The sequence below is a fragment of the Chitinophaga sp. LS1 genome (genome assembly GCF_034274695.1).
GTDB lineage: Bacteria > Bacteroidota > Bacteroidia > Chitinophagales > Chitinophagaceae > Chitinophaga.
Genome location: NZ_CP128362.1, coordinates 1450242 through 1463023 on the forward strand (window position 1 = coordinate 1450242; position 12782 = coordinate 1463023).

General features: G+C 39.6%; 13 protein-coding genes. 9 read left to right on the top strand and 4 right to left on the bottom strand.

Going from position 1 to position 12782, the window contains the following annotated elements:
* Window positions 1–223: 223 nt before the first annotated feature.
* From QQL36_RS06005 to QQL36_RS06040, 8 genes are all read left to right on the top strand, one after another.
* Window positions 224–2419, top strand: a complete 2196-nt coding sequence (locus QQL36_RS06005) for a peptidase domain-containing ABC transporter (RefSeq protein ID WP_321569284.1) — start codon at window positions 224–226, stop codon at window positions 2417–2419.
* Between the two features lie 78 nt (window positions 2420–2497).
* Window positions 2498–3706: an HlyD family secretion protein gene (locus tag QQL36_RS06010; protein ID WP_321569285.1), complete on the top strand. Its 1209-nt coding sequence runs from the start codon at window positions 2498–2500 to the stop codon at window positions 3704–3706.
* Window positions 3707–3753: 47 nt separating this feature from the next.
* Complete coding sequence (locus QQL36_RS06015; protein ID WP_321569286.1) at window positions 3754–4011, top strand: hypothetical protein; 258 nt, start codon at window positions 3754–3756, stop codon at window positions 4009–4011.
* A 57-nt stretch (window positions 4012–4068) separates the two neighbouring features.
* Window positions 4069–5697 carry a vitamin K epoxide reductase family protein gene (locus QQL36_RS06020; RefSeq protein WP_321569287.1) on the top strand — a complete coding sequence of 543 codons (1629 nt, stop codon included), beginning with the start codon at window positions 4069–4071 and terminating at the stop codon, window positions 5695–5697.
* A gap of 197 nt (window positions 5698–5894) precedes the next feature.
* Window positions 5895–6677: a transposase gene (locus tag QQL36_RS06025; RefSeq protein ID WP_255373922.1), complete on the top strand. Its 783-nt coding sequence runs from the start codon at window positions 5895–5897 to the stop codon at window positions 6675–6677.
* Between the two features lie 78 nt (window positions 6678–6755).
* Complete coding sequence (locus tag QQL36_RS06030) at window positions 6756–7007, top strand: hypothetical protein (protein WP_321569288.1); 252 nt, start codon at window positions 6756–6758, stop codon at window positions 7005–7007.
* Window positions 7008–7046: 39 nt separating this feature from the next.
* Window positions 7047–8117: a TlpA disulfide reductase family protein gene (locus tag QQL36_RS06035; RefSeq protein WP_321569289.1), complete on the top strand. Its 1071-nt coding sequence runs from the start codon at window positions 7047–7049 to the stop codon at window positions 8115–8117.
* Window positions 8118–8150: 33 nt separating this feature from the next.
* Window positions 8151–8429: an alkaline phosphatase family protein gene (locus QQL36_RS06040; RefSeq protein ID WP_321569290.1), complete on the top strand. Its 279-nt coding sequence runs from the start codon at window positions 8151–8153 to the stop codon at window positions 8427–8429.
* A 463-nt stretch (window positions 8430–8892) separates the two neighbouring features.
* Here the strand turns inward: QQL36_RS06040 and QQL36_RS06045 are convergent, their stop codons facing one another.
* The 3 genes from QQL36_RS06045 to QQL36_RS06055 form a co-directional block, all read right to left on the bottom strand.
* A complete protein-coding gene (locus QQL36_RS06045; protein WP_321569291.1) occupies window positions 8893–9186 on the bottom strand; it encodes an antibiotic biosynthesis monooxygenase in 294 nt (97 codons plus the stop codon).
* 135 nt (window positions 9187–9321) lie between these two features.
* Complete coding sequence (locus tag QQL36_RS06050; protein ID WP_321570546.1) at window positions 9322–9609, bottom strand: PD-(D/E)XK nuclease domain-containing protein; 288 nt, start codon at window positions 9607–9609, stop codon at window positions 9322–9324.
* A gap of 27 nt (window positions 9610–9636) precedes the next feature.
* Window positions 9637–10851 (bottom strand): AAA family ATPase, encoded by a 1215-nt coding sequence (locus tag QQL36_RS06055; RefSeq protein ID WP_321569292.1) that lies wholly within the window; start codon window positions 10849–10851, stop codon window positions 9637–9639.
* Window positions 10852–11166: 315 nt separating this feature from the next.
* On the opposite strand from QQL36_RS06055, the gene QQL36_RS06060 reads away from it, so the two are divergent.
* Complete coding sequence (locus QQL36_RS06060; protein ID WP_321569293.1) at window positions 11167–11949, top strand: transglutaminase family protein; 783 nt, start codon at window positions 11167–11169, stop codon at window positions 11947–11949.
* 165 nt (window positions 11950–12114) lie between these two features.
* On the opposite strand, the gene QQL36_RS06065 is transcribed toward QQL36_RS06060, so the two are convergent.
* Window positions 12115–12780, bottom strand: coding sequence for an OmpA family protein (locus QQL36_RS06065; protein WP_321569294.1), 666 nt, complete (start codon window positions 12778–12780; stop codon window positions 12115–12117).
* Window positions 12781–12782: the final 2 nt, after the last annotated feature.

Consider the following 12782-nt stretch of genomic DNA (forward strand, 5'->3'; position numbering starts at 1 on the left):
TTCCCTTATCGTTAGTAAATTATCGTACAAATATTTTGTACTGATAGTATGTGTCCTATTTTTTATCATTAAAAGTATTAACTTCTTTTTATCATTTTAATGCATTGTTTGTAAAAAACAATTATTACTTTAGAGATGATAACCAACGTTAAAGTATCCGCCAACCAGAAAGAATAAATATGAAATATTTGATTTAACCTAAACCAACATTTTAAGCTGAATAATGAAATATCCTTATTACCGTCAACATGACTTGATGGATTGTGGACCCACGTGCCTACGTATGATTGCTAAATTTTATGGTAAATCTTACGGCGCGGAATATTTAAAGAAAAAATGCCAACAGCATCGTTATGGGACATCCTTACTTGGAATCAGTGAAGGGGCCGAGAGCATTGGATTCAAAACCCTCGCTGTCAAAATTGATTTTGACACATTTGTAAAGAAGGCCATTTTGCCTTGCATTGTTCTTTGGGATCAGGTACACTATGTTGTCGTCTATAAAGTCTCGGCAACGCAGGTTTTAATTGCTGATCCGGCCAGAGGAAAATTAAAACTTACAGCGAATGAATTCAAGGAAAAGTGGTTAAGCATTAAAGAAGAAACGATCCGCTCCGGCGTTGTTTTACTATTAGATCCTGCAGCAAATTTTAACGATGCTGAAGAGGATGAGCCAGAACACAAAGCGGGGATTGATCTGAAAAATGTATTGGCACATTTTGGCAGGCTCAAAACCCTGATAGCCCAACTGGGACTGGGTATGCTGGTAGGAATGGTATTACAGTTAATCCTGCCGTTTCTTACCCAGTCATTAGTGGATGTTGGCATTGCAGGTAATGACCTGAACTTTGTCACGATTGTATTGGTGGGGCAGCTCATGATTTTTCTGGGAAGTACAGTCGTGGATTTTATCCGTAGCTATATACTATTACATGTGGGTACAAGAGTGAATATTTCTCTGCTCACAGAGTTTTTTATGAAATTGATGAAGTTACCTATGTCATATTTTGATTCCAAAATGACAGGGGATACCATGCAACGATTGGGTGATCATAATCGCATTCAATCCTTTTTCACGAATACCTTGCTAACTACTGCTTTTGGCATCGTCAACTTTATCGTATTCACTTTTCTTGCTGTTTCATATAGCGCTCAACTGTTTTTCATATTTCTTGGTGGTAGCATCTTATATCTGTTTTGGATACTAATATTTATGCCGGTAAGGAAGAGAATGGATTTCAGGCAGTTTAGTTTAAATGCGGGCAACCAGAGCCTTACGATCGAAATGATTCAGGGAATGCAGGAAATCAAGCTCAATAATGCCGAAAAGCAAAAGCGGTGGAAATGGGAGATTATTCAGGCCAGGATATTTAAACTAAGCATTCGCAATTTATTTATTAATCAGTTTCAGTCAGCAGGTGCGATGCTGATCAATCAGGCCAAGAATATCCTGGTTTCATTTATTGCTGCCAGGGAAGTGATTAATGGAAATATATCATTGGGCGGCATGATGGCCATTCAATATATCATCGGACAGCTGAATAGCCCTATTCAACAAATTATTCAGTTCATACAGGCATTGCAGGATGCTAAAATCAGTATGGAACGGATTAATGAGGTGCATAAAATGGAGGACGAAAATGCTCCTGGCAAGGTGTTGCTCGAAGGATTGCCAGCCAGTAAGCACATTGAGCTGAACAATGTTAGTTATATGTACCCTGGTTCAAATGATAATTATGTATTGAAGAATATTCAGTTACAAATCCCTGAGGGAAAAACGACTGCTATTGTAGGTACTAGTGGGAGCGGTAAAACAACGCTGTTAAAACTACTGCTAAGATTTTATAACCTCGAAGAAGGTGAAATCAGGGTAGGGGGATCCCGGCTTAGTCAGTACAATACTGGTGTGTGGCGCGGAAAATGTGGTATTGTTATGCAGGAAGGTTACATCTTTTCGGATACAATCGCCGCCAATATTGCAGTGGCAGACGAAACGCCTGACTACGACAGATTATTGCATGCTATCAAAGTAGCCAACTTACAGACCTTTATTGACTCTCTGCCCATGGGCATGAATACAAAAATTGGTAGCCAGGGTAATGGTGTTAGCCAGGGACAGAAGCAAAGAATTTTAATTGCCAGAGCTGTATATAAAGATCCCGATTATATCCTGTTCGATGAAGCTACGAACTCGCTGGATGCTAACAATGAGCGGGTTATTATGAATAACCTGGAGTCCTTCTTCGAAGGACGTACTGTAGTGATTGTAGCGCATAGACTGAGCACGGTGAAAAAAGCAGATAACATAGTGGTACTGCGGGATGGCCAGATTAAAGAATCGGGCACCCATGAATCGCTGTTGGAGCTCAGACAGGAATATTATGAATTGGTGAAAAATCAATTAGAACTTGGTAATTAACACGGCATGAAAAATCAGGATGCAAATTTATATTCAGAAGAAATGAATGAAATAGTAGGGCAAATCCCTCCTTTTCTAATGAAATACGGCATTTTCATATTTATTGCTATTCTGCTCTTAATAGGGGGAGTGAGCTGGGTAGTCAGGTATCCGGAAATTGTGGCTGGCAAAGGAACCATATATGCGATGAACGCACCTAAGACAGTGAGCCCAAAACAGGGTGGACAAATAGCCCGTTTATTGGTACAGGAAGGTGATACGGTCAATCCGGAACAAACGCTGGCCATCATGAAATCCATAGCAGAATATGAAGAAGTGGAAAAATTATCGTCTCACGTAAAGCAATGGTATGAAGCTGCCCAAAATGAAGAGTGGAGTAAAATCAATGTAGTACCATCTGATTATAAAAATATCGGCGAATTACAAACGGCCTTTCAATCTTTTTATTTGAACTATGTACAGGCCAGGAATTTTATATTCAATGGTAACTATGTTGCGAAGAAAAATATGTTGCTCAGAAGTATTCTTTACAATGATTCTCTGAAGCACAATCTGTTGAAGCAAAAGAGCATTTATGAAAATGACTACCAGCTGTCTGACAGCGATTTTAAAGCACAGCAATATTTATATAAAGAGCGGGTCATTGCTAAATCAGAGTTTACAGCACAGGAAAGCAAGCTACTAGCGAAAAAAGTACCGTTGGAAAATGTAGAATCAAATATCCTGAATAACAGAATCACGATGATATCTAAAGAGCAGGAACGGATGGACCTGGACGACCGGTATAACCAGTACAGCCTTAGCTTTAATCAGGCGCTTAATAACCTGTGGTTTGCTATAGGGCAATGGAAACAGCAATATATACTGAGTGCACCTGCCGGGGGACGGGTAGTATTTCAGGAAATGATACAGGAAGGTCAGGAAGTAGATGCCGGTAAAGCCTTGTTTTATATTGAATCGCTTGACCAGAACTGTTTTGCTCAGGTAAAGGTGCCTCAATCCAACTTTGGAAAGTTACAGTTAAATCAACCAGTAAGACTGGCGCTACCCAGTTATCCTTCCGAGGAATACGGACGGCTTTCCGGTAAAGTTACCTATATCTCAAGAATGCCGGATAAGGATATGAATTATATGGTGAAGGTGTTTTTAACAGACGGATTGGTGTCGGACCGGGGATTTCACCTGGCCTTCTCAAATGAGTTGCAGGCAGATGCTGAAATCGTTACCGGTAAAGAGCGTATTATTAACAAACTGATGGCTGCAATGAATAGCGGTTACAAAAAGTAAATGGAGGTATTATGTCTTTCCTGAAATACATACAAAAGCTTAGAGTCATGGATTCATTTATCAGAAGAAAAGCTACAGGTACACAGGAGCAATTTTGCAGCCGGTTGTGTATAAGCCGTAGTTTACTGAACAGTTATATCCATGAAATGCGGGAGCTGGGATTCCCGGTTAAATATGATAAGAAACGTAAAACCTATTACTACGAAGAGGATGGACAGATTGTAAATGAACTGTTCCAAAAGCGAATTCCAAAAGATGAAATGAAAAATTATAATGGAGGCAGGATAATAGTCCAGATATATTAGACTGTCAACTTCGAACTTTGCTTTTAATAATTAATATCTAATTAAAAGCATAAGCCAATGTTATTCCTATCCGCATTGTTTAGCCCGGAGATCAGCCACAATAGTGCAGAGACCGTACAACAATTATTATTATTAAAGAAGGTCAAAGTCACCGATAGCACCATAAACCGAAGTCTTGAAGAACATGCAGATTACCCATCGTTATTAAGTATTAGTGATGCGTTGTTCCGCTGGAAAGTAGATAATGTCACTATAAGGGCTTCGGTCGATCAGTTAAGGGCTTTGCCTTTACCATATGTAGTGAAGTTGCAGCACGAGCAATCTTCATTTTTCACAGTTGTGAAAGAATGGAGTAATGGAAAAGTGCTGATCAACGATGCTGTATCTAAAAAATGGCAATGGATGGATGAAACTATTTTCCTTGAAAGATGGAAAGGTTTTGTCATGCTTGCAGAACAAGATGCACAATCCGGTGAACAGGAATATGTAAAGCAAAAGAAAAGAGCCGACCAGAAGCAGCTTACCTTTTTATCAACACTCATTGTTGTGCTGGGTCTGTGGTTGGTCCCTGTCATTTTAAATATAGCCACTTATTCATGGGTGGCATGGCCGGCTGTTACTGCAATAACTTTAAAGTTTTTTGGGAGCTATATAGGTGGTTTACTGTTATGGTATGAGGTGGATAAGTCCAATGCTGGTTTACAAAAGGTTTGTAAAGCAGGTAAGAAAATCAATTGTCATGCTATTCTGAATTCCAATGCGGCAAAGGTATTAGGCAGGTTTAGCTGGAGTGAAATCGGATTCTTTTATTTTATTGGCGGCTTTATTTCGCTTCTGGTAACGGGTATGGATAATAATATCCTTACAGTACTGGCCTGGCTGAATGTGCTTGCGTTGCCCTATACTATATTTTCAGTTTACTATCAATGGAGAATAGCACGTCAATGGTGTTCTTTGTGTCTGACAGTGCAGGGTATACTGGTTGCAGAATTTATTATGAATCTGTTCGGTCATCAGCTAGCTCTGCCTGTCTGGAGTATAGCCGGGGCAATGACGCTGTTAGCCGCATTTTTACTGCCTGCATTGATCTGGTTTATCATTAAACCCATCTTTATTGCGGCAAAAGATAGCCGGAACCATGAATTGGAAGTGCTGCGTATGAAACGCAATCCCCAGTTGTTTCAAAGTCTGCTGCAGAAGCAAAGGGTCATCGAAAGCGATACGACAGGCCTTGGTATCAGTTTAGGTAATCCTAATGGTAGCATTAAAATAACCAAAGTTTGTAACCCATATTGTGGCCCCTGTGCTAAATCACATGTCCATATCGATGAACTCCTGGATGGAAATCCTGAAGTACAGGTGCAAATCATTTTTACTATGAAAGGGGATATCAATGATATGAATAATGTGCCTGTAAAACATTTGATGGCTATCCATCAGCTGGGCGATGAGAAATTGACCAGACAGGCCCTAGATGCTTGGTATAACGCACCTGTCAAAGATTATAATGTATTTGCCGCAAGGTTCCCTATGCATGAAGCCGTACAACAGCAGGATGCAAAGGTAGTACGAATGGGCGAGTGGTGCCGTGAAACCAATATCGCCTTTACGCCTACATTCTTCCTGAATGGCCGCCAGTTCCCAGATACTTATAGCATAAGCGATTTAAAATATTTCCTAAGCTAGCTAGGAAAAGGCTGTAGCTCTGGCCTGATAATGAGCAATTGTTTGATCTGTTAAAAAAGAATTATGAAATCATTAAGTGAAGTTGTTTACACTTTTTGAAGGATAAAAAGGAAGTCCCAGGAATTAAGGATTTTTGTTTTGGCAAATAAAAACGAATAATTCTGGGACTCATAGACGAAGATAAGGTACGAGATTGGATTTTACCACATTTAAGCAAAGGCAAAAGAGGCTTTAAGGCCAGGATAGATTTAGTAAAAGTGGTTCTGTTGATTTTAAAGCGAATGAAAACAGGCTGCCAGTGGCGAGAGTTGTGTATTTGCGAATATTTTGATAAAGGGGCGACCTCGTGGCAAAATATTCACAGGTATTTTTTAAAATGGAGTAAAGACGGTTCATTCAAGAGGGCTTGGATCAATCTTTTATCTTGTAATAAGAAACTGCTGGATCTGTCAAGCGCTCAGTTAGATGGTAGCCATACACCTGTCAAACGTGGTGGCCAGGCGGTAGGTTATCAAGGCAGAAAAGCTTCAAAAACCAGTAATAGTTTGTTCTTATGTGACAACAGAGGTCAGATGCTGACGGTATCAACGGCGCAAAGTGGAGAGCATAATGACTTATACGATATAGTGAAGCTGTTTAAAGAAATGATCGGGGTTCTGGAACAATCCGATATCAATTGCAATGGAATATTTGTAAATGCCGATCCTGGATTTGACAGCGAAGATTTAAAACAAGTATGCATTGACTACGAGATTGAATTAAATGTAAAACCCAACTTGCGAAATCAAAAGAAGCAAAGTGATGAATACCGATATTTTGATGATCAACTTTACAAAAGACGAACAAAAATTGAACATGCCAATGCCTGGATGGATGCTTTTAAAGCATTGCTTGTCAGATATGAAAAACTTGTTGAAACATGGATGGCATTGCAATGGCTGGCTCTTATAACCCTTTTTTGTAGAAAATTAAAAGTATAAACAACTTCAGTGAAAAATTTCAATTCCTGAATCTGGAAGCAGACAGAGTATTGACCCGTGATGAGTTAAAAAGTATTTATGGCGGTGCAGAATGTGGTGCGGCAGCAGGCGGCGCCTTATGCCCCGGCAACCTTTGCTGCAGTGTCTATGGCTTCTGTGGAGATACGACTGGGTATTGTGATGCAAATTGTGATAATCTATGTAGTGAACCAAGTGGTAAATGTACAACAGGCGGAGGAATGCCCGGTACTTGTACAGCAGTTACCTGTATTGCAACTGGAGGTTATTTCTACGAATGCTTGGCTTAAATTAACCATTCAACTGGCCTGATAATTTTTATTATCAGGCTTTTTTTTTAATTTAATAGTTATGATTAAATATATTCTGATATTAACATTGTTGTTACCAGTCCTGATAACGAAGGGCCAGTCATTTGAATTAAATGGTATTATTGAAGGGAAAGATAGCGGCGTTATATTTCTCTATTATAAAAGCACAGAACGATATCAATTGGACAGTGCTAAGATTAAAAATGGACATTTTCATTTTCAGGGGGAAATTGCCGGACCGGTAGTCGCTTCTCTGAATAAATTCAGACCGGAAAAGCTGAAGAGTATTCACGACCGGAATGAGTTCTATATAGACCCTACAAAAATGGATATCACTGTGGAGGCCGATAAGTTTGAGCATTTCACTCTGAAAGGTGCTGCGACCGACAAGGACCGGGTATCGCTTATAAAATCCCAACAGTCAGAACGGGATAGTATCAACCTGCTCTCAGCTGCTATCGAAGCCACCACTGATAAGAATTTAAAATTAACATACATTCAGGCTACCAACCGGCTTAACCATATTATTCGTGAAAAGGATTCGGTGTTCATCGTACATCATCCGGATTCATATGTTGCTGCAGATCTGTTGCAAAAAAGTATAAGTTTTCATACCATTAGTTTTACCTCATACGACAGCCTTTATCAAAGAATGCCACTAGCCATTCAGCAAAGTGAAGTAGGCAAAAAGATAAAGGTAACAGTTGACAAAGAGAAAGCAGTTTCACCAGGAATGATAGCACCCGCATTCCCTTCCATAGATACCCTGACAGGTAAAAGGGCCATATTGCTGGACTTCTGGGCATCCTGGTGTATTCCCTGCCGCCAGCTGGCTCCACAGCTACATCAGCTATATGAGCAGTATAAGGATAAGGTTGAATTTATCAGCATATCACTGGACAAGAATAAAGCTGACTGGATAAAAGCCACTCAGGAAGATAATATCAGCTGGGTGAATATACTTGAAGACAATCTCCAACAGTTATCCCGCAGGTACTTTGTATCCACTATACCTACTTATGTATTGATAGGCGCTGATAAAAAGATCATAGGTAATTATGCGCCGCTAACATGGCAGGAGCTCAAGACCGCGCTGGCTAATCTGAACTAATTATGAATTCCCCCTGCGGGGCCGGCAGTAGGTATGCCTTTCATTCTGAAGTTATATAAGTATGAAAAGGCTATTACTACTCCCACACTATTCCTGTTAGTGATGACAACTTTGGCCCAGCAAACAGGGCATGTTATTCTGATCACAATAGATGGTCTCAGACCCGACTTTTATCAGGTTGCTTCCTGGGATATGGAGAACCTGCGCATGATGAAAGATAGTGGTACTTATGCATATGGTGTGAACAGTGTATTCCCAACTGTCACCTATCCCAACCACACTCCCCTGATTACAAGAAATAAACGAGGGTAATTTTGGCTACATATCTTGGTTAACTGGATGTACGGTAAGGAATTTCACTAACAAACGAATAAATCTTAGATAAATCCTCTTTAAATAAGTTCGAAAGATGTCCCTTATAGCCCGCTAAAATGACAAAACCCGCTGTTAGTCAGCGGGTTTTGTCATTTTAGAATTATTGTAGCAATTGTAACTACTTATTATTCAACTGTTGTTGGTTCGAATCCCTTTTTATTTTACAATATTGCGGCAAACAAGCTTCAGAATACTTCAATAATCGCCGATAAAGCCATGCATCAAAAATCTAACTCTATGGGAAGTTAATTTTACGAATATGCAACATTTTTACTCGGTCGGCTGAGAAATACCATTCAAAAAACACATAGATTCTTGTGCAGGGAAAGCGGTTACCTATAGCCGCACGATTTAATTCCAGCCTTTTAGCGAATTTTAACGCCAGTTACGGAAAATAAATTTATAATTCAATTTCCTTGAAATGTTCTACAACTGGGAATGGATCATAATAATGATGCAATAGTTCCTTCCAATGCACATAGACATCGGATTGTCTAAAACCTATTGTGTGGTCTTCTAACTTATCCCATTCGACTAACAGAATATATTTGTTGACGTTTTCTAAACATTTTTGCAAACTGTGATGACGATAACCCGGTATTGATCTGATATATTGTCCTGCTTTCTTAAAATCTATTTCAAATTCCGGGTATAGTCCCGGCTTTATATACAAAATCGCTACTTCCAATATCATAATGTTAAATTATGCTATCCGCAGTTTGGTAATTAAGGAAGATACAAGATACCAAATGATGCTGATAAGTCTTGTTTCATGAACTCAAAGAAGATGTCAATAGAGATGCCGCTCCTGAATAAATGTTATGCAAAATCAGTTCACTTCTTTGACCAAAAATTCTTCAACAGATCGTTTCTCTGAAGAGAAGCTAATACCAATAGCTATTTTCTTTCTATCTTCTAATTGGTAAGGACGCAAATAACCTTTCTCAAAAATCTGATCCAGGGCCGACGGCGCAGTTCCATTCAATTTTAACTCTATAGCAAAAATAAATTGTTCAGTAAACACCAGTACATCGCATCTACCGGTGGAACTATGTACCTCGCTACGTACATCAAGGCCTAAACGTTTAAAGGTTAGATGTACGATGATATGAAAGATTGATTCACTTTCAGCCTTCCAATGATCCTAAGGGATGGTGGAGATAATTACATCCAGTGCTTTGATCATTTGAGGCATATTGTTATTTTTCAATGCCTTTCCCAAATCATAAGTGACAGCCATTGAGTCGTTGCCTGGAAATATATTTCGATAAGCACTCAACAGCGCATCTGTCAAACTTTCTTCTACCTCCTTATTTGGATAACCAAGCTCATATAATCTTGTATCTTCATCATAATGTTTAATGGTCAGATACCCGGTCTGGAACAAAACCGGTACTGACGCGATATGCTCCACATTGAAACTACTCAAAGCATTTTCTCCAATTCGTAAATTTTCAAGTTCAAATTCCCGGTTATGCTTCATCAGATTCACTAACCAGGTGGGTGTACCCGTTTGAAACCAAAAATTTTGAATCCGCCCAGACCCCATATAACTCAGCACTGAAAATGGATTGTATACTTTACTGGTACCGTCCCATGAATATCCGTTATACCATTCTTTTAATTTCTGTAAAATATCAGGCTGCGTTTGCTGAAGTACATTTATTTCTTCTTTAAAATCAGACTCGAGCTCTTGCTGGGTAATGCCCATCAATGTAGCATAATGAGGATTAAGCGTAATATCGTACAGGTTATTCAGATCAGAAAATATACTGACCTTTGAAAATCTGCTTACTCCTGTTATCAGCAACAAACGAATATATTCGTCAGCATCTTTTAATACAGAATAAAAACTTTTAAATACCGATCTGTTTTCCTCGACTTTCTCTATATTTTCCAGGTAATCGGTAATAGGTTTATCATATTCATCAATCAGGATCACAACTCTTCCATTGACAGAAGCCTTACGGATCAGTTCTTCAAATCTTCCTTTTAAATGACTGGCTTCCAGTTCCAGGCCCAGCCCTTTTGCTAAAACACCCATTTCCATACTGAGTGCTTCATACAATCCTAATTTTTGATAATCAAGCTTACTAAGCCTTAAATGTATCACTGGGTGCTTTTGTTCCCAATTCCATTGATCATAGATCCAAAGCCCTTCAAATAATTCTTTATTGGCGCTGAAAATCTCCTTGATAGTAGACAGTAATAGAGATTTACCAAAACGTCTAGGGCGACTCAGGAAATAATATTTACCTGAGTCTAATAATTTATGGACTAATAAAGTTTTGTCGATATATAAATACCCCTCCTTTCTTATTTTCCCAAAATCCTGTAAGCCTATTGGATATTTTCTCATAAAATCAAAGATAAAATAAAATCAATGACAAAGCTTTGTCACACACTCTTAGTAAGCACAAAAGCTAAGTGGTCCTATTTCCACTTTTATATCAGCCCATTGCCACAAAGCCAATAGCACCAGGCAGACATTGCTACATAAGGTATATAATTAAATACACATGTATGGCTTAAAGAAGAAATTTACATGTATTCAGGCCGAAGATTTGGAGTTTTGGGCTTATAATTCAATTTTTGCCAACAGGAATTAGTTTTTTTAGCAACTTTCAACATTATTTGGTACCCTTGAACATATTTTATAAATACGCTGGCTTTTATGCTCTTACAAGCTTCCTCCTTTTTTGAATTATATACTGAGTACCCTGTCACCAGTATTTTCATGTTACGTTCCAAAAGCGAACCTACACAGTTTATCAGGCAGGAAGCGTTTTTAACAACTCCGCTGGTGCCCGTGAGTGAATATATAGATGGGTATGGCAATATTTGTCAACGTACTATTTTACCTGTAGGAACTACCATCATTGAAAGCAGTGTTATCGCTGAGTGCGATGAGAATATTGATGTGAATCCAGACGCAGCATATGTACCGATAGAAGAGTTACCCGGTCTTGTATTGCAATTTCTACTACCAAGCAGGTATTGTGAGTCAGACAAAGTCGGTGAGCTGGCCATGGAAATTATAAAGGATATACAATCGGGGTATGAACAAGTTGAAGCAATCCGCCAATGGTGTTTCCAAAACATATCCCGTCAGTATGGTACTACCAATAGTTCTACATCTGCTGTGGATGTGCTGCAAAGCAGAACAGGTGTATGCAGGGATTTTACGCATGTAGCGATAGCACTGTGTCGAAGTATAAATATACCAGCCCGCATGGTGGTAGGATATCTGCATGATTTGAAACCAATGGATTTACATGCATGGTTTGAAGCGTATGTAGGGGATCGGTGGTATACATTTGATGCGTTGATGGAGAAACCGGTTGGAGGCAGGATCATTATGGCCATTGGCCGCGATGCGGCTGAAGTAGCTTTTGCCAGTCATTTTGGGGAGGTCGTGCTGGTGAAGATGGAGGTGAATGTGAATAAAGTGATTTAGGGAGGTCCATTACGATGGTAGCAAGTACTGCGGCGTTATCTACTGACAGCAGACTTTCTATTATGATGAGATTACAAATGATAGCAATGCTGGTTCCGGGATGATGAATAATATCATTCCAGAGCAGGGTTAAGTCTTGTGAGATGTTCATGGAAAATTTATTAACTATTCAATACTTACTTCTACCCGCCGATTTTGGGTACGCCCTGTTTCGGTATCATTTGTTGCGATGGGATTGTCAATACCTTTGCCTATAGCAGTGATCATATTTGCATCAACTCCTTTGGAGATGAGGTATTGCTTAAATGATATTGCTCTTTCCTGTGCCAGTCTCATATTTACAGAGATGTCCCCTTCACTGCTGGCGTAGCCATAAATGGTGATTTTATGTGCTTTCTTTATTTCCTTTACGACTTCGTCGGAAATAGCAATAGGAGCGGAGTTCCCTTTGTTGAATGAAGCGGCAATACGGGCAGGAGCAGCGACAGGGGGACGAACCCCGGCAGCGGTAGGAGCCCCCTCCGCAGAGGTATGAGCAGTGACAGGAGGAACCCCGGCAGAGGTAGGAGCAGGATCACTAGCAACAGGTGAATCAGCTACCGGGGCAGGAGTTGCAACTAAAGTAGCTGTATCCATAACCGAAGTTGTAGCAGCTGTATCCGTAACCGGAGCTATAACAACCGTATCAGCTACTGCTTTTTCCTTTTTCGGTATAAAATACCAAACCGCCACTCCAACAATCACCACTACCAACAATAACACTATCCACAATTTACTCTTCTTTTCCGCCACCGGAACAGGATCATTATTCTTACTAAGATTAAATGCCATAA

What these genes read in the sequence shown, in the direction of transcription:
- QQL36_RS06005 (WP_321569284.1), top strand. Translation starts at nt 224, where the DNA reads ATGAAATATCCTTATTACCGTCAACATGACTTGATGGATTGTGGACCC.
- QQL36_RS06010 (WP_321569285.1), top strand. Translation starts at nt 2,498, where the DNA reads ATGAAATACGGCATTTTCATATTTATTGCTATTCTGCTCTTAATAGGG.
- QQL36_RS06015 (WP_321569286.1), top strand. Translation starts at nt 3,754, where the DNA reads ATGGATTCATTTATCAGAAGAAAAGCTACAGGTACACAGGAGCAATTT.
- QQL36_RS06020 (WP_321569287.1), top strand. Translation starts at nt 4,069, where the DNA reads ATGTTATTCCTATCCGCATTGTTTAGCCCGGAGATCAGCCACAATAGT.
- QQL36_RS06030 (WP_321569288.1), top strand. Translation starts at nt 6,756, where the DNA reads ATGGCGGTGCAGAATGTGGTGCGGCAGCAGGCGGCGCCTTATGCCCCG.
- QQL36_RS06035 (WP_321569289.1), top strand. Translation starts at nt 7,047, where the DNA reads ATGATTAAATATATTCTGATATTAACATTGTTGTTACCAGTCCTGATA.
- QQL36_RS06040 (WP_321569290.1), top strand. Translation starts at nt 8,151, where the DNA reads ATGCCTTTCATTCTGAAGTTATATAAGTATGAAAAGGCTATTACTACT.
- QQL36_RS06045 (WP_321569291.1), bottom strand. Translation starts at nt 9,186, where the DNA reads ATGATATTGGAAGTAGCGATTTTGTATATAAAGCCGGGACTATACCCG.
- QQL36_RS06055 (WP_321569292.1), bottom strand. Translation starts at nt 10,851, where the DNA reads ATGAGAAAATATCCAATAGGCTTACAGGATTTTGGGAAAATAAGAAAG.
- QQL36_RS06060 (WP_321569293.1), top strand. Translation starts at nt 11,167, where the DNA reads ATGCTCTTACAAGCTTCCTCCTTTTTTGAATTATATACTGAGTACCCT.
- QQL36_RS06065 (WP_321569294.1), bottom strand. Translation starts at nt 12,780, where the DNA reads ATGGCATTTAATCTTAGTAAGAATAATGATCCTGTTCCGGTGGCGGAA.